General features: G+C 34.2%; 11 protein-coding genes, 2 tRNA genes and 1 pseudogene. 8 read left to right on the top strand and 6 right to left on the bottom strand.

Features of this window, described 5'->3' with window-relative positions:
* Positions 1–37: 37 nt before the first annotated feature.
* A complete protein-coding gene (locus A9G41_RS05075; protein ID WP_065588076.1) occupies positions 38–1,501 on the bottom strand; it encodes an aminoacyl-histidine dipeptidase in 1,464 nt (487 codons plus the stop codon).
* A 149-nt stretch (positions 1,502–1,650) separates the two neighbouring features.
* Here A9G41_RS05075 and gpt point away from each other — a divergent pair, with 149 nt between their 5' ends.
* From gpt to proB, 3 genes are read left to right on the top strand one after another with little or no spacing between them, the layout of a single operon-like run.
* Entirely contained in the window at positions 1,651–2,187 is a 537-nt protein-coding gene (gene gpt / locus A9G41_RS05070) for a xanthine phosphoribosyltransferase (protein WP_081295616.1), read from the top strand.
* 23 nt (positions 2,188–2,210) lie between these two features.
* Complete coding sequence (gene frsA / locus A9G41_RS13900; RefSeq protein WP_065588077.1) at positions 2,211–3,467, top strand: esterase FrsA; 1,257 nt, start codon at positions 2,211–2,213, stop codon at positions 3,465–3,467.
* A gap of 27 nt (positions 3,468–3,494) precedes the next feature.
* Positions 3,495–4,604 (top strand): glutamate 5-kinase, encoded by a 1,110-nt coding sequence (gene proB, locus A9G41_RS13895; RefSeq protein ID WP_065588078.1) that lies wholly within the window; start codon positions 3,495–3,497, stop codon positions 4,602–4,604.
* Between the two features lie 529 nt (positions 4,605–5,133).
* Here the strand turns inward: proB and A9G41_RS05055 are convergent.
* The 3 genes from A9G41_RS05055 to A9G41_RS05045 all read right to left on the bottom strand — a co-directional run bounded on the left by A9G41_RS05055 (position 5,134) and on the right by A9G41_RS05045 (position 9,088).
* Complete coding sequence (locus A9G41_RS05055; protein WP_065588079.1) at positions 5,134–6,522, bottom strand: MATE family efflux transporter; 1,389 nt, start codon at positions 6,520–6,522, stop codon at positions 5,134–5,136.
* A 6-nt stretch (positions 6,523–6,528) separates the two neighbouring features.
* Positions 6,529–7,851 carry a 30S ribosomal protein S12 methylthiotransferase RimO gene (gene rimO / locus A9G41_RS05050; protein WP_065588080.1) on the bottom strand — a complete coding sequence of 441 codons (1,323 nt, stop codon included), beginning with the start codon at positions 7,849–7,851 and terminating at the stop codon, positions 6,529–6,531.
* Positions 7,852–8,164: 313 nt separating this feature from the next.
* Complete coding sequence (locus A9G41_RS05045; RefSeq protein ID WP_176700850.1) at positions 8,165–9,088, bottom strand: siderophore ABC transporter substrate-binding protein; 924 nt, start codon at positions 9,086–9,088, stop codon at positions 8,165–8,167.
* A 171-nt stretch (positions 9,089–9,259) separates the two neighbouring features.
* Here A9G41_RS05045 and A9G41_RS05040 point away from each other — a divergent pair, with 171 nt between their 5' ends.
* The 3 genes and pseudogenes from A9G41_RS05040 to A9G41_RS05030 all read left to right on the top strand — a co-directional run bounded on the left by A9G41_RS05040 (position 9,260) and on the right by A9G41_RS05030 (position 12,777).
* The gene (locus A9G41_RS05040) at positions 9,260–11,224 is read left to right on the top strand and encodes a TonB-dependent receptor domain-containing protein (RefSeq protein WP_065588254.1); all 1,965 of its coding nucleotides are present in this window, start codon (positions 9,260–9,262) and stop codon (positions 11,222–11,224) included.
* Positions 11,225–12,085: 861 nt separating this feature from the next.
* Positions 12,086–12,466 (top strand): annotated as a pseudogene (locus tag A9G41_RS14685) (endonuclease).
* Complete coding sequence (locus A9G41_RS05030; RefSeq protein ID WP_065588253.1) at positions 12,463–12,777, top strand: hypothetical protein; 315 nt, start codon at positions 12,463–12,465, stop codon at positions 12,775–12,777. Before A9G41_RS14685 ends, A9G41_RS05030 begins: the two are co-directional and overlap by 4 nt.
* A gap of 406 nt (positions 12,778–13,183) precedes the next feature.
* On the opposite strand, the gene A9G41_RS05025 is transcribed toward A9G41_RS05030, so the two are convergent.
* Positions 13,184–13,260 (bottom strand) — tRNA-Val (locus tag A9G41_RS05025).
* Positions 13,261–13,539: 279 nt separating this feature from the next.
* Between A9G41_RS05025 and recQ the strand changes: the two genes are divergently transcribed.
* Positions 13,540–15,369, top strand: coding sequence for a DNA helicase RecQ (recQ, locus tag A9G41_RS05020; RefSeq protein ID WP_065588792.1), 1,830 nt, complete (start codon positions 13,540–13,542; stop codon positions 15,367–15,369).
* 655 nt (positions 15,370–16,024) lie between these two features.
* Here the strand turns inward: recQ and A9G41_RS05015 are convergent.
* Positions 16,025–16,100: transfer RNA gene (locus A9G41_RS05015), tRNA-Lys, on the bottom strand.
* Positions 16,101–16,388: 288 nt separating this feature from the next.
* On the opposite strand from A9G41_RS05015, the gene A9G41_RS05010 reads away from it, so the two are divergent.
* Positions 16,389–17,060 carry an OmpW family outer membrane protein gene (locus A9G41_RS05010; RefSeq protein WP_065582957.1) on the top strand — a complete coding sequence of 224 codons (672 nt, stop codon included), beginning with the start codon at positions 16,389–16,391 and terminating at the stop codon, positions 17,058–17,060.
* The last annotated feature ends 42 nt before the right edge of the window (positions 17,061–17,102 follow it).

Raw genomic sequence — 17,102 nt, 5'->3', positions numbered from 1 at the left:
CTACCAATAACGATCGGTAGGTATTTAATGAGCTATATTATTTTAAAAAACTTGCTGATTTTAATATTGCTATCAATAATTCCCAATAACGATAAACACTTTGGATATTGACTTTCTCATCTGGGGAATGTGGTGAAACAATTGTTGGTCCAATTGAGATCATATCCATATTTGGATAACTTTGTTTAAATAGACCACATTCCAGCCCTGCATGTATCACCATTATTTTTGCCTGCTGAGAAAAAATTTCGTGATATTTACCTTTTGCAAGTTTAAGTAATTGCGAATCTAAATTGGGTTCCCAACCCGAATAGCCACCACTGATTTCGTAATTAGCATTAATAAGTTGGCTAAACGATACCAAGGTTGATACAACAGCATCTTTTGCACTATCCACTTGAGAGCGAATCAAAAAATGGGCATTAAATTGGTTGTCTTCGATACTGACTATACCTAAATTAAGTGATGTTTCAACCACACCATGAAGCTGATCGCTCATTCTAATCACACCATTAGGTGCGGTATTGAGATAGTTTATAATCTTATTTTGATGTTCAGCTGTTAATACCCTTTTGACTTTATTAGATTCAACTTCAGATAATGTTATTTCAATAGTGGGTTCTACATGGCCTAATTCGTTGTGTAAAATAGTTTGATATTGTTTAACAATGGCTTCTAATTTAGGTAGATCTTGTTTATTTAAAGTGATTTCAATAAAAGCTTCTCTTGGAATAGCGTTACGTAGTGAGCCACCTTTTATGTCGGCTAATCTAAATGGGATATCTTGTACATACTGCGCTAAAAAGCGAGCCATTAATTTGATTGCATTACCACGCCCAAGGTGAATATCACAACCAGAATGCCCACCTTTTAGTCCTTTTAGTGAAATGCTTATATAACAATCATGCTTTTCAGGTATTACCGCATAGGTCACAGCAAAAGTTGTGGAAAAATCAACACCTCCAGCACAGCCCGTAAATATTTCCCCCTCATCTTCAGAATCAGTGTTAATCAAATAACGGCTCTTTAACCAATTAGGTTGTAAACCAAAAGCACCGTGCATACCTGTTTCTTCTGAGGTCGTTATTAATACTTCAATCGGCCCATGTTCAACAGCCGGATCAATTAACACAGCTAGCGCAGATGCTAAGCCGACACCATTATCTGCACCTAACGTGGTACCTTTGGCTTTTACCCATTCACCATCAACATAAGCTTGAATTGGATCAGTGAAAAAATCGTGCACAGTACCTTCATTTTTTTGTGGCACCATATCCATATGAGCTTGCAAAGCAATCGATGGACACTGTTCCATTCCTTTGCTTGCTGGTTTAGTGAGTAAAATGTTACCTACTTTATCAAGCTTGCAGTCGATATGATGCGTATTAGCAAAATCGACAATGTATTTAGTTATCATTTGTTCATGATGAGATGGATGCGGTATTTTACAAATATCATTAAAAATCTGCCAAACAAATTTGGGTGCTAAAGTAGAAAGCATGATATAACCTCAAAATTAATTAAGTTAGTATTAAATTAAGGAGTGGTTTTTTTTAACTAATCACTCTATAATAAGGTGCAATTTTACATCTATTTTTAGTTCATGAATATTTATTTATTCACACATTCGATTAAAATTGCAGGTTACTCATGTCAACAGAACAAACTTTATTAACAGAAGAAGAAATCCAAGCCAAAAAACAACACAAAGCAGAACTTATTGCTGAAAAGAAAAAATTCACCGTTACCTGGGAAATGTTGCAATCCTACGGACGTCAACTATCAGAACGTTTATTACCTGCTAATCAATGGAAAGGTATCATTGCCGTTAGCCGTGGTGGTTTAGTCCCTGCCGCTATTTTAGCTCGAGAACTTAGTATTCGTTATGTCGATACTGTTTGCATTTCAAGTTATGATCACGATCATCAACGCGAAAAACTGATCCTAAAGCAAGCCAATGGTGATGGCGAAGGCTTTATTGTCGTTGATGATTTAGTCGATACGGGCAACACTGCTCACACTATTCGTGAAATGTATCCAAAAGCTCACTTTGTTACTATTTTTGCAAAACCAGCAGGTAAACCACTTGTTGATGATTATGTTGTAGATATTGCTCAAGACACTTGGATCGAACAACCTTGGGATACAGGTGTTATGTTTGTTAAACCTATTTGCGATCATAAATAATCAATAAGGATACCAAGGTTGTTATGGCAGCTACCGAAAATCTAACAGCACAGATATTCAAACCACAATTGAATTATCCTGAGACTTCGACGCTAATTAACCGTACTGATAGTAGTAATGGCAGTAGCATTAGTGCGTTAGATGGAGAGGTCGACTCAAAATGGTATCGAATTGTCAACCCTATTTTGTGGCATTGGCGGGGGTTACCAAAATTAGAAGCTGAAGCGGTTTTATCAAAAATTGCCGCTTCAACAAGATGCCACACAAATGATAAATGGCTAGATACTGTTATCGGTTATCAATCTGGTAACTGGATTTATGAGTTTTTAAACCAAGCAGCAATGTGGCAAACTAAAGCAGAGTCAGTAGATAAAACAAATCTTACCGATGCAGATAAAGATAAGCTACTCAACGAGTATCTTATTGCCAGTGAATATGCAAGTATTGCCAGTTATCCACATTTTAAAAATGATGAACTGGCAATGTATGCCCAAGCCTGTGCTTATCAAGCTTATTCCAAGGCCCTTAATTTTTCACCTTTTTTGGTTAAAGAACTTGAATTTAAAGTTGATAATCACAACGTTAAAACAATTCTACACCTACCAAAAACTGAAGGGGCTTGCCCTGTGGTACTAATCTGCAATGCTTTGGGTAATTTACAGATCGATTATTATCGATATTTTAGTGAATTTTTAGCCCCTCAAGGGTTTGCCATGTTAACTGTTGATTTACCTTCTGTTGGCTATAGCCGTAATTTTGCTTTAACACAAAATAGCAGTAAAATTCATCAAGCTATATTGGAACAATTGCCCAACATACCATGGATTGATGATCATCGTGTTATTGTTGCTGGTTTTCGATTTGGTTCGCATATTGCCACTCGTTTAGCTTATTTAATGCCAAATAAAATTAGAGGATTATTTAACTTTACGCCATTTGTTCATCAAATTTTTGCTGACAAAGAACTGCAAAAAAATCTCCCTAATAGTTATAAAGATATGCTAGCTAGCCGTTTGGGTTTACCTTCGATATCCAATCAGCAATTAGCCGCAGAGTTAAATTATTTTTCTCTAAAAAACCAAGGTCTTTTAACACATGCTTGCCAAGTACCAGTCATGAATATCATTTTTGAAAATGATAAATTAAGTAATCTTAGTGAAGCAAAATTGATTCATTCAACTAAACAAAATAAAATAGTGACCGTGCCAAAAACACCACTACAAAAAAGTTTACATCAGGCGTTAACCCAATCAATCAAATGGATGAGGTCTGTTTTATAATTCACGATTAACCAAAAGAGCCATATTATGTCCAATAATAAACAACAAACTATTGTTGTTAAATTAGGCACCAGTGTACTAACTGGTGGCACCAAACAGCTAGATCGGGCACGAATAGTTGAGTTAATACGACAATGTGCAACTTTACATCAAAATGGACATAAAATTATTATTGTTACTTCTGGCGCCATTGCCGCAGGTCGCGAATACTTAAACTACCCTACCTTACCTAATACTATCGCCTCAAAGCAATTACTCGCCTCTGTTGGGCAAAGCAAACTGATACAACTTTGGGAACAGCTATTTTCTATCTATAAAATCTATATTGGCCAAATGTTACTAACTCGTGCAGATCTAGAAGATCGTGAAAGGTTTTTAAATGCACAAGATGTATTAAAAGCCATGTTAGATAATCGTATCGTTCCTGTAATCAATGAAAACGATGCAGTAGCGACAGCCGAAATAAAAGTGGGCGATAACGATAATTTATCTGCCCTTGCTGCTATTTTAGCTCAAGCCGATAAACTGATATTATTAACCGATATTGATGGTTTATATACAGCCGATCCAAGAACAGATAGTAATGCAAAACTTATCCAAGAGATCGACCATATCGACGATAATTTACGTAGTATTGCTGGTGGTAGTGTTTCTGGACTGGGTACAGGAGGTATGAGCACAAAATTACAAGCTGCGGAAATTGCAGGTAGCGCAGGTATTGAAGTGGTAATTGCTGCTGGAAATAGATCTAATGTGATTATTGATATTATCAATAATCAATTTGTTGGCACAAAATTTCTGCCGCAAAAAACGCCACTAGAGCACCGAAAATACTGGTTATTTGGCGCGCCTAAAGTTGGTAAAGTATTTTTAGATGATGGTGCGGTTAATGCAATATTAAACAACGGTAGTTCACTACTACCAAAAGGCATTATAAAAGTTGAAAAAAACTTTTCTCGTGGTGAAGTGATTGATATTTGTAATAGCATCGGCAAGCATATTGCTCAAGGTGTTAGCCGATACAATAGCGATGCACTGAGGCAAATTGCAGGACACCATTCCCAAAATATTAGCCAAATTATTGGCTATGAATATGGTTCTGTTGCTGTTCATCGAGATGATATGATAATTAAATAACAGATAATTGAATTAATGTTTTTCCGATATAACCCAATCATAAACAAAAAATAATGTATTATTGTATTAAACGATTAACTCATTAGGATAGAAAATAAAGTCATCTTAAGGAAGAATCTAATCCAAAGTTTGCGTATTTACTCATTAAAAGTGATGAGAAGTTCTGTTACCAAATTCTACAATAAACCAACCGATTGTAGCGTTACAATTTCAGGTTTCGCATTATGAGTTCTTCAAAAACTTATTATATAGCTAAATACATCATCTTTTGACCAAATCATCCATCGGAAACCTTACGTTTCTCAGATTGTTAGATAACTCCATTACTAAATCTTTGAATATTTTTTATTCATTTTCAGTTGCCTATTTTTTGTATATTACAAATATTAAAAATAAGTAAATACACACAATTATTTATAGGATTGGATAAAACACATTTTCAGCCAATTATTGCAGCGCTTATCACATCACTTGCTGTTTATAAAATGTGTTAATCCTTTTAAAACTTTAGCTGTTCTAATTAAATAATTTATCTTGCTGCGCGCTCTAAAATAGCTTCAGCGGGCTGTCTTTGGATGTAAACCATTCTAGCAATTAATAATAATGCTGCAACAGCAAGCCCTGATATAATTCCTATCCAAAAACCAGCAGCACCGATTGGCTTAATGATTAGATCGGTCAATCCTAGAACATAACCAACAGGCAATCCAACAACCCAGTAAGATAGTAGTGTAATAAAAAAGATGCTTTGAGTATCTTTATAACCTCGCAACACATTACTTGCCACAACTTGCAAATAGTCAGATGCTTGATAGATAGCAAGTAAAATAATTAACTGCATACAGATAGCAATGACCGCAGCCTCGCTGGTAAATAGTGCGATAATTGGTGTTCTAAAAATGACTAGAACTAGTGCAACAAAAACAGCCATGCAGAGCGATATTGATAAACTAATATAGGCGGTTTGTTTAGCTAACGCTGGTTTTTTATTACCTAGTAAATAGCCAACACGTATACTGGTTGCAACACCAAGAGATAATGGAATAGCAAAGGTCAAACTACTGATAGTAAAAATGATTTGGTGAGCTGCAACGGTTATTTGCCCTAATGGAGCTATTAATAACGCAATCACAGCAAAAAGGCTCATTTCAAAGAAGTAAGCCAGCGCTAAAGGGGTACCCAGTATAATAATCTTTTTGATTATATTAAAATCAACCAGTTTTGTGATTGGAGTATTACGTATATCTTGTTGGCTTGGACTAACTAGTGTATATAAGCGTATTAAAATAAACATAAGCCAAAATATAATTGTTGCTGTAATGCCACAACCAACGCCACCAAAAGCAGGTAAGCCTAACTTTCCATAGATTAAAATATAGTTAATTGGAATATTGGCAAGAAGAGCAATAAATATGATTACCATAGCGGGTTTAGTATTCGATAGTCCCTCACATTGATTTCGGTAAACTAAAAAGAGTAAGAACGCAGGCACCCCCCACATGATAGCGCGTAAAAATGAGACGGCAACGTTAACCATTTCGGGATCAATCGGGTGATCAACTGAACTCCTTAAATTAATTATTTTGTCAGAATGATATAAGAAAATCATCATTAATATCGACAATATTAAAGCAATTACCACACCTTGACGAGTTTGGCTTGCAACCTGATCACGTTTAGCTGCACCATTTAAGTTTGAGATAATAGGGGTTAGCACCGTTAACAAACCTTGGCCAAATAAAATTGTTGGTAACCAAATTGATACGGCAATAGCTACTCCAGATAAGGCTGTTTTGCTATAATTTCCCGCCATAATGGTATCGACAAAGGTGATTGCTGTTTGAGATACTTGAGCAATAAGTACAGGAACTGCTAATTTACCAAGATTTTTTACTTCATGTTTATAATGTTGTTTCATGGTTTATTACCTTTTAACTGTTCCCCAGAGGTCGTATTCATCAGAATGCTCAATATTGACTTGAATAATATCACCTACTTTAACTTGGTTTTCTTCATTTAAATATACAACACCGTCTATTTCAGGAGCATCAGCCATGCTACGGCCTATTGCGCCTTCATCATCAACTTCATCAATAATAACGGGAAGCGTTTTACCTATTTTGGCTTGTAGCTTTTGTGTGGAGATTTTTTGCTGTAATTGCATAAAACGATCAAAACGCTCTTGTTTGATCGTTTCTGGTATTTGGTTAGCTAGTTTATTGGCAGCAGCACCTTCTACGGGGCTATATGTGAAACAACCAACACGATCCAATTGTGCTTGAGATAAAAAGCTGAGCAATAGCTCAAAATCTTGATCTGTTTCACCTGGGTATCCGACTATAAAAGTGGAGCGCAAAGTAATATCTGGGCAGATTTCACGCCATTTATCAATTCTCTCTAAGGTTCTTTCAATAGTTCCCGGTCGTTTCATTGATTTTAAAACTGATGGGCTTGCATGTTGTAATGGCACATCTAAATAAGGTAGGATTTTTCCTTCAGCCATTAATGGTATTAAGTCATCAACACTAGGATAAGGGTACATATAATGCAATCTTACCCAAATTCCTAGGTTAGCTAACTGTTCACAAAGGGTCTGAATATCGGTTTTTAATGGTATACCATTCCAAAAGTTAGTACGGTTTTTTATATCGATACCATAGGCTGACGTATCTTGCGCAATAACTAATAGTTCTTTAACTCCACTATCAGTTAAGCGTTTGGCTTCATCTAAAACGTTACCAATTGGTCGGCTAATCATATCTCCACGCAAAGATGGGATAATACAAAATGTGCAACGGTGGTTACAGCCTTCTGAAATTTTGAGATAAGCATAATGTTTCGGTGTTAATTTCACACCTTGTTGAGGAATCAAACTCGTATAAGGATTATATGCAGGTTTAGGGACATATCTATTAACATGACTTAATACAGATTCATAGCTATGTGGGCCAGATATTTCAAGTACTTTGGGATGTACAGATCTAATTTGATCTTCTTTTGCGCCAAGGCATCCAGTAACAATGACTTTACCATTTTCGTTCAATGCTTCACCAATTGCTTCAAGAGATTCTTGTACGGCACTGTCAATGAATCCACAAGTGTTAACAATAACCAGATCGGCATTATCATAGCTTGGCACAACTTGATAACCTTGCGTGCGTAATTCAGTTAAAATTCGTTCAGAATCGACTAAGTTTTTAGGACAGCCAAGGCTCACAAATCCAATTGTAGGGGGTGATATATTCATAGTGTTTATAATTGTGTTTTATATAAAGAGGTATTGTTTGAGAATTTAATAAACTATTTTTATAATTATTTGCTAATCAAAATAACCTCGGCATTCTATCACATTTCGTTACAGTTGATACACTGATTTTCAAATTTGAAAGGAATATTAGATATGTATTAACTGATTTATTTGATAGTAGTAATAAGATTTAACCTATTATTTTTTAAATAGAAAAAAAACTTATTGAATAACACCTCCACTTCAATCAAATATAGCCTTTATTACTAATAAAGGCTATTTTAATAATAGGAAGATAAATTTATTAACAATCTTATTTTAATGCATTAGTGACTTCGTCTATCTGAAGATTTATGCTTTCAGCACCACCACCAGACAAATACCAAAGATCAGGTGTTAAATAAACTACTTTTGTTTTGCTTTTGTTTAGTACTTTTGGAGAAAAATAGTGTTCAACCATACCTTGATTACCAATTGCTTTACTGCGGTCAACGATAAAAACGATATCTGGTTTCACTGATTTGATGTAATTATCATCAATAAAAACTGGCGCAGGTTTCCCGAGTTTTGATTGCGCAGGCATAATAGTTAGTGGCACAGCACGCTTAACGTTTAGCACATCATGAATCAGCGCTGCACTTGAGCTTGAATTAATAAGTATCATCTTTCCATCATTGTGGATAGTTACAATAGCCTTTTTGGGGCTAGTTTGAGCTACAGATTGGGCATCTTGAATTTTTTTATCTAATGATTGAATAATTTCATTCGCTTTGCTTTCTGACCCTGTTATATTGGCTAGCACTTGAATATGGTTTTTGACCGATTCAACATAATTTTTAGCATCAACGCTTAAATTAATGACAGGCGCTATTTTTGATAGTTCTTCAGTTTTACTAGCTTGACGCCCATCAATGACAATCAAATCAGGATTAACTTTTTTGATTACCTCAATATTAGGCTCTTTCATATTACCAGTATCGGAGAGCGACGTATTATTAAATTGTTGCAAATAAGATGGAATAACTGATAGTGGAGTTGCAGCAACTATCGATCCTTTTCCTAACGCATCTAAAGTATCTAATGCGCCATAATTCATTACCACTACTTTTTTAGGCGATTTAGGGACAACTACCGTTTGGCTATCAGTAGTTACGCGCATTGTTGATGATTGACAGGCGGTTAATCCTAATACGATCACAGCAATACTACTCAAAAGTAACTTTTTTTTCTTATTCATATCTAAATTCTCGCATTGTTTTAAATGATAATAATTATTATTCAACAAAGAAAGTTTGTCTAGATCTAAATAATTTTTTACAAAGATATTGATAATCATTATCATATAGTGTAGTGTGCTTAGAGATGAAAGGAAATGTAAATATCATTATAAATAATGGGGTTATAATAAATGAACGCAAAAAAGAAGTTTAAGTTGGCAACACATGTCATTAATACTAGTATTTTGTTGTCATTATCAAGTACTGCTATGGCTGTTGGCAATTCAGATACTGATACCATGGTGGTTACCGCATCAGGTTTCTCACAACAAGTGAAAGAAGCGCCTGCGACTATTTCAGTTATTACACCTAAAGAAATCGAAAATAAACCTTACCGCGATGTTACTGATGCACTAAAAGATATTCCTGGCGTAAATATTACCGGTGGTGGTGATTCTACTGATATTAGCATTCGTGGTATGGATGCAAAGTATACCTTGATATTAGTTGACGGCAAAAAAATTAGTACACGTGAAACAAGACCTAATAGTGACAATTCTGGTTTTGAACAAGGCTGGCTACCACCATTAACAGCTATTGAACGTATTGAAGTAGTGCGTGGGCCGATGTCGTCACTATATGGCTCTGATGCCATGGGTGGGGTTATTAATATCATTACCAAAAAAGTGTCAAATAAATGGCAAAGTGGCCTGCGTCTAGAATCAGTTATTCCTTATCGTTCAAAAGAAAAAGATACCTATACTGGTAGTTTCTCAACTATGGGACCGATTATTGATGATATTTTGGGTATCCAACTTTATGGACAATATTCAAGACGCCATGAAGACAAATTTTTAAATGGTCATTCAGGACAAAAATTACGTAGCTTAAATGGTAAATTATCTTTAAATGCATCTGATACACAAAAATTTGATCTTGATTTTGGACGATCTTTGCAAAATAGTAACGCAACCGCAGGCAAAACAAGAGATAAATCTAGAAATAATTTTAATCGGGATAATCGCCGTAATTCGTTTGCTCTGACACATAATGGTTTGTTTGGTGATGTATCTACCACTTCCTTTGTTGCTTATGAAGGCAATAACAACCCTAAAAGAAGTATGAAAATTCGAAATACCGACGTAGATACACGTGTGACTATTCCTTTTAGTATCAATATGCTGACTTTAGGCGGAAAATATAATTATCAAGAATTACATGATAAAGGAAACCAGCTAAAAACAACATTATCTAAAATCGATCGTTGGAATTATGCGCTATTTGGCGAAGATGAATTACGCATTTTAGAAAATTGGAGCCTAACTTTAGGATTACGTTATAACAAAGATGAAAATTATGGCAGTAACTGGAATCCAAGAGTTTATAGTGTTTGGAATATTGATGATAACTTTACTCTAAAAGGAGGTTATTCTACAGGCTATGCAACTCCACAGCTACGTTATGTTGTAAGTGATTGGGGACAAGTAACTGGAGGCGGATACTCAGATGGGGTAATTATTGGGAATCCAAATTTAAAACCAGAAAAATCAAATAATTTTGAAATCGGGATCGGATATACTAATGATTATGGTATCGATACTTCTGCAACAGCATTTTATACAAAATATAAAGACAAAATTCAGTCATATTATATCTGTAATCACAAGCATAACTGTGAGTTAAATGGTTATAGTAAAATATTTGACTTTATACAAGGTCGTGAAAATGTTGGTAAAGCCGATCTTAAAGGTTTTGAATTTTCATTCAAAACACCATTATTAACCGATTTTTTACTAAGCTCTAACTACTCTTGGACAAAAACAGAACAAAAAAGTGGCAAATATAAAGGACGTCCTTTAAATCGAACACCAAAACAAAAATTCAATACCCAACTAGATTGGTATGCTACCGAGCAATGGGATTTATGGGCTAAAATGGCCTATTATGGTGTAGAATCATCTAATAATCGTAGTGGGCAAAAAATTGAGTACCCAGGCTATACTTTCTGGGATGTGGGTGCCTCTTTCCAAATAAACAAAGATGCTAAAGTTTATGGTGGGGTTTATAACTTATTTGACAAAAACGTTTCTAACGAAGACTTCGGTAAAACCTTAGAAGGTCGCCGTTATTTTGTCGGTACCGAAATTAATTTCTAATCAACCAATATGTTATTTTAGTTTATTATTCTAAGGCAGCTTTAATTTAGCTGCTTTTTTTGTAAATAATCCATTAACTTATGAGTTTATTTACTAAAAAATAACCCATATAAAATGTTGATTTTATTTTTTTGTTTTTGATAAAAAATACTCTGTATCAATCATGAATTGAGTTTGCGATATATCTAGGCTTTTACTTACTTGCTCAATTAATGCGATATTGTCAATGTGTTTTTTAAATCTTCTACTTCAAATCTTCGTTTTGAGCTGTTTCAGTTACTGGTTTTGCCATAAATCACCTTGATTGATTAAATATCTGTTGATATATTTAAAACAGGAGGTGGCTACGCCCCACCTTTGATGGTTAATAGACTGCAAATGATATCAATATTATAAACAAGAGAATTAAGCGTATATTTATTCTTTTACTCTTTTAAATCCTTATCGAAAGCTGAGGGTTTATTCTATCAAGTTTCTTGCAGGATGGTTCTGTTGCAGGATGCTCTACTATAAAAATCGATGTTTTATATAACATATTAAATTTTTACAGTTATTGGATTTATTTCAAATGGATATTATGGGGAAAATAGCTATCTTACTTTTATTTACTCTATTATTGGTTTATTCAGCACAGAACTTTAATTCAGCTAAAACACATTTAACTAAATTATATAAATCAAACCCGGATCAAACTACATTTTATTGCGGATGAAAATTTTCGTGGATAGATAAAAAGGTGTTGTTGATTTTGACAAATGTGGATACCATACAAGAAAAATCAGGCTATAGCTGAATGCATTGAGTGGAACCATGTTATACCTGCCGAAAATTTTGGTAAACACTTAACATGCTGGCAAGCAGGTGGACGTAAAGCGTGTCAATCAAATAGCAAGTGATATACATAACTTTCAAGCGGCTATTAGTGAAGTGAATGGCGATAGGTCTAATTATCGTTATTCGCTATTCACTAAAGTATTTAATCAGTATGAAAAGTGTAAAAGTGCTGTGGATTTTAAAGCTTGCATATTCTAGCCACGTGACGAAATTCGTGGAATGATAGCACGTACATATCTTTACATGTCTGATAAATATAAAATCAATTTATCTAATCAAGAAAAGAAGCTAATAATGGCTTGGAATAAAATGTATGCACCTGAAAATTTAGAGTGTAAACGTAATGCGCATATAGCAAAAGTGCAGGGTAATGATAACAAGTTTGTTACTGGGCGATGTACACAATGAAAAAGTTAATCGTATTATTTTTAATTATTTTTTGGTCGCAAGTTGTAGATGCGGCAGTAATCCATAATATAACGTATCGTGGTTCAGATCCTGATGCAATTAGGTTGATCGGTGGTGTATCTTTTTTTGCTTTGATTTATATCTGTTTTATTATTGTCAATTTTCTATTAGAAGAGAGTGACAAACCAAAGGATGAGCAAGACAAATTAAAGCAAAATGGAGTGCGTTCTAGCAAAAAAAACAAGCCAGTGAACGAGAAATTCAAAAAATACGAAATATACACTTCTAAGAATTTTAAAAAGAAAAAATGAAGTCGCTTGACTGCGTTTTTTTGTGCCTAGATTTTGAGTAATTCACTCAATACCAAATCGACAGCAATGCTATATACACATCATAATAAACAGCATTAGACTAAAGAGCGATTTAACTTTATGAAAAAATTAGGGAAGTAAGCAGGTAGAATGTTATTAAACTGGAAACGAGTTAAGTCAATTATTGAAAATAAGACCCATTCCTTTCGCCAAAATAAAACTCAAAATTCAAGCAAAAATCAGTCATAACAATCGCCGATTTTATTGAAATTTTTTCATGTGGAAATTCGTTTATTTTGAAATTGTTAGCATTTAAAGGGCTATTTAATGGTATCTATTTTACCCTACTAATAAAATCTGAATTCAAGGTAATCACTTTAAAGATTTTCTAGATAAGGCTTTAGAATGGTACGCCCGGGTGGACTCGAACCACTGACCCCCACCATGTCAAGGTGATGCTCTAACCAACTGAGCTACGGGCGTATATTTGAAACACGCAAATATTAACTGGCAAATTGCTTTGTATCAAGTAAAAAAATAAAAAATAGCTTTTTTTTTAAGCTGTTGAACAATATTGACTATATAATAAACATTATTTACTTTGAAATTGAAAAAAACTTTGTATTACCATTTATGAAGCCTTTTATTAGTATTTTTTTATTTTTGCGAACAATTGTAAATTTATGAAAATTCTGGGTGGTTTGTTTAAATTAATTTAGCTATACTCGCTTCTTTACGTAGGTGTTACATGTTTAGGATTGTATGTCGATAAAAGATCAGATTGAAGATGTGTTGCAAAATGTATTTGGTTATAAATCATTTAGAAACCAACAAAGGGAAATTATTGAATCTATTATCGATGGACGTGATACTTTAACAATTATACCAACTGGCGGGGGAAAATCTTTATGTTATCAAATTCCCGCAGTTTTGTTATCAGGAACAGCAATAGTTATTTCCCCATTAATTTCCTTGATGAAAGATCAGGTTGATCAATTATCAGCCAACGGTATTGCTGCTGCATATCTTAATGCATCACAATCACAAACCGAACAACAAGAAGTACTAGCTAAATATTTAAATCATTCGATAAAGCTATTATATGTTTCACCAGAAAGGTTGGCTGTATACTCTTTTTCAACATTAATAGATGAACATCCACCTTCATTAATCGCCATTGATGAAGCGCATTGTATTTCACAATGGGGACATGATTTTAGACCAGATTATCGTCAATTAGGTCAGCTTTCATCTCGTTTTCCAAAAGTGCCAATTGTTGCATTGACGGCAACCGCCGACAAAATGACTCAGGCTGATATTATTCATCAACTTAATTTAATCGACCCATTAGTTATAGTAAGAAGCTTTGATCGGCCTAATATTCGTTATACGGTGGTTGAAAAATTTAATCAAACCGAACAAATTGTCTCGTTTATTGAAACACAAAATGGTAATAGTGGAATCATTTATTGTTCAAGCCGTTCTAAAGTTGAAGATATGACCACAAGGCTTGCTGCCCGCGGTTTTTCAGTTGCAGCGTATCATGCTGGGTTGACGAATAATGAACGTCAACAAGCCCAAGAATCTTTTTTAAAAGATGATGTTCAAATTATTGTTGCCACCGTTGCATTTGGAATGGGAATCAATAAACCCAACGTGAGGTTTGTTATTCATGCAGATTGCCCTAGAACTATCGAAGCGTATTATCAAGAAACGGGGCGAGCAGGACGAGATGGTGTGCCGGCTGAAGCGGTACTATTGTTTAATAAAAAAGACTTAGATTGGTATTATCGACAAATTAACGAAAAAATGGATGGTCAACATAAAGACGTTGAACAACATAAAATAAATGCCATGGAAGCATTTGCACAAAGTTTGACTTGCCGCCGAATTGTGTTGCTTAATTATTTTGGTGAGGATCGAACAGAGCCTTGTAATAACTGCGATGTTTGTTTATATCCACCTGAACATTATGATGGTTTAGTTGATGCACAAAAAGTTTTATCTTGCACTTACCGTATTGGGCAACATTACGGTGCTCAATATATTATTGATGTTTTACGTGGATCTGGGCGTTCCCAAATTAAAGAAAGTGGTCATGATAAATTATCAGTTTATGGAATTGGCAAGCAGCATTCATCAGCTTATTGGCACAGCGTTATTAGGCAGCTCATTTATTTAGGATATTTATGCCAAAACATATCAACTTATACAACACTACAGTTAACGCAAAAAGCGCGTTCAATACTTAGAGGCGAAATACCGCTATCTTTGGCTAAACCTCGTTTAGAAATCGTTAAGAAAAGCCGTATAAATCGATATGCTAGAGCAATTAATTTAACAACAGTTTTATCTTACGAAGAACGAATTTTATTTGGTAACCTTAAGCGATTGCGAAAAAATATTGCTGACGCAGAGGATATCCCTCCATATATTGTTTTTAGTGATGCGACATTGCTTGAAATGGTTCAAACCACACCAGCAAGTAAAAAACAGCTAATTAATATTACTGGTGTAGGTAAAATCAAATTGGAAAAATATGGTAATTTGTTCTTAGATGAAATAAAGGAATTTATGATAAAAAACATGTAATAATTTTTTATCAATTACATATAATAACCATCTTTAGAGAATTTTGATTTATTTGACCCTATAAATAATTTTATGTATTTGCTTATTTTTTAGCGTATTGTAGTGTATAAAAATAAGTAAATGAAAATGAAAACCAAAAGATTAAAATAGTTAGTAACTAAGTTAGCTAACAAGATACTCCCCCAATTGACTTGGATGAGTGAATATCTTTTCAAATAAATTGACCATCGAAACGGCTCTTAAAGCAAAATGGCTGAGTATTTCGGTCATAACAAATATCACAGCGAAGCAACAATCAGCGCAATGATTATAGCAAAAAGCGGTGATGAGTAGTCATAGCGAGCTAGAGCTACCTTATACTATTCTCACCGCAAATTACATTATCTTTGTGTGTTATATTCAATATATGGTCATGTTTAATACATGTGTAAAAAAGATTCAGGAATCTATACCATTTCACCGTAAAGATGATTTATTACATAACATCCAATTGCGAGTAATAATAAAAATGTCAATAATTGGTTTTCCACATGCTAATTGAATAGCTAATTACAGAGGCAGAGTCGGTTATTTACAACAAGCTATCTAGTTAAATTTTATCAGATTGAAGAGCAATGCTTTATTCTATGATTGGATAACTGACTGGAAAAATGAATGGTGGGTTGTGAGGGGATCGAACCCGCGACCAATTGATTAAGAGTCAACTGCTCTACCGACTGAGCTAACAACCCACAAGAATTTATATAGGTATTCTATATAAATTTAACCAACATTGCAAATTACTAATCAATTTTATTTATTAACAATTTGAGATAAATCTCAAAAATATCAAATTTAATATGATAAGATGATTAAAACAATATAATTACTCTATTGAACTTTAATTTCTCATTGGTTAATAGTTACTACCCTTAGCAATTAAAATTTAATACAGCTTTTATGAAAATAATTTAGATTGTTATTGTTTTTAGTGCTTCAACAAGATTTTATGTCATAAATTATAAATAAGGAGGCAAAGAATGAAAATATCATCGGTAGCTATGGTGATTTCAATGGGGTTAGCAAGCTCAACTGCTTATGCACATACTGCAAATGAAATGATTATCCGAGGTGGACCTGTTTATGTTCACCCTCAAGATAAAAGTGATCATGTCAAAGTGGGCGGAGCAAAAACTGATCTAAAAGCAAAAGCGGATAACGACACTCAGCTTGGATTAAACTTTCAATATATGGTTACAGATAATATCGGTGTTGAATTATTAGCTGCAACCCCATTTAGCCACCAAGTTAAATTAGGAGGGGGAAATTCAACAGGGCTTTCTGGCGCTCATCTTGGTAAAATCAAACACTTACCACCTACATTAAGCGCTGTTTGGTATCCACTTGATTCACAATATGAGTTACAGCCCTATGTTGGATTAGGCATAAATTACACTTTCTTTTTTGATGAAAAACTTAGTAGAGAAGCTAAAAATGCAGGATTTCATGGTTTAGATCTTGATAGCTCTTGGGGATGGGCTGCACAAGTCGGTACAGATTATACCTTTAATAATAATTGGCTTATTAATGCTCAGATCCGGTATATTGATATTGAAACTAAAGCAACTACTCATTTAGGCAATACTAAAGTTACAGCCAATTATAAACTTGATCCATGGGTTGCGATGATTGGTGTGGGCTATAAATTTTGATTTAATAACGCATAAAAAACCTCTCAAATGAGAGGTTTTTTA

Origin of the sequence: Gilliamella sp. Nev5-1, assembly GCF_001690895.1 — a bacterium.
GTDB classification, from domain to species: Bacteria; Pseudomonadota; Gammaproteobacteria; order Enterobacterales; family Orbaceae; genus Gilliamella; species Gilliamella apicola_C.
This window is presented reverse-complemented; position numbering and strand designations above follow the sequence as displayed.

Excerpts from the sequence above, each read along its gene's own strand:
- A9G41_RS05075 (WP_065588076.1), bottom strand. The coding sequence starts at position 1,501 with ATGCTTTCTACTTTAGCACCCAAATTTGTTTGGCAGATTTTTAATGAT.
- gpt (WP_081295616.1), top strand. The coding sequence starts at position 1,651 with ATGTCAACAGAACAAACTTTATTAACAGAAGAAGAAATCCAAGCCAAA.
- frsA (WP_065588077.1), top strand. The coding sequence starts at position 2,211 with ATGGCAGCTACCGAAAATCTAACAGCACAGATATTCAAACCACAATTG.
- proB (WP_065588078.1), top strand. The coding sequence starts at position 3,495 with ATGTCCAATAATAAACAACAAACTATTGTTGTTAAATTAGGCACCAGT.
- A9G41_RS05055 (WP_065588079.1), bottom strand. The coding sequence starts at position 6,522 with ATGAAACAACATTATAAACATGAAGTAAAAAATCTTGGTAAATTAGCA.
- rimO (WP_065588080.1), bottom strand. The coding sequence starts at position 7,851 with ATGAATATATCACCCCCTACAATTGGATTTGTGAGCCTTGGCTGTCCT.
- A9G41_RS05045 (WP_176700850.1), bottom strand. The coding sequence starts at position 9,088 with ATGAATAAGAAAAAAAAGTTACTTTTGAGTAGTATTGCTGTGATCGTA.
- A9G41_RS05040 (WP_065588254.1), top strand. The coding sequence starts at position 9,260 with ATGAACGCAAAAAAGAAGTTTAAGTTGGCAACACATGTCATTAATACT.
- A9G41_RS05030 (WP_065588253.1), top strand. The coding sequence starts at position 12,463 with ATGAAAAAGTTAATCGTATTATTTTTAATTATTTTTTGGTCGCAAGTT.
- recQ (WP_065588792.1), top strand. The coding sequence starts at position 13,540 with ATGTCGATAAAAGATCAGATTGAAGATGTGTTGCAAAATGTATTTGGT.
- A9G41_RS05010 (WP_065582957.1), top strand. The coding sequence starts at position 16,389 with ATGAAAATATCATCGGTAGCTATGGTGATTTCAATGGGGTTAGCAAGC.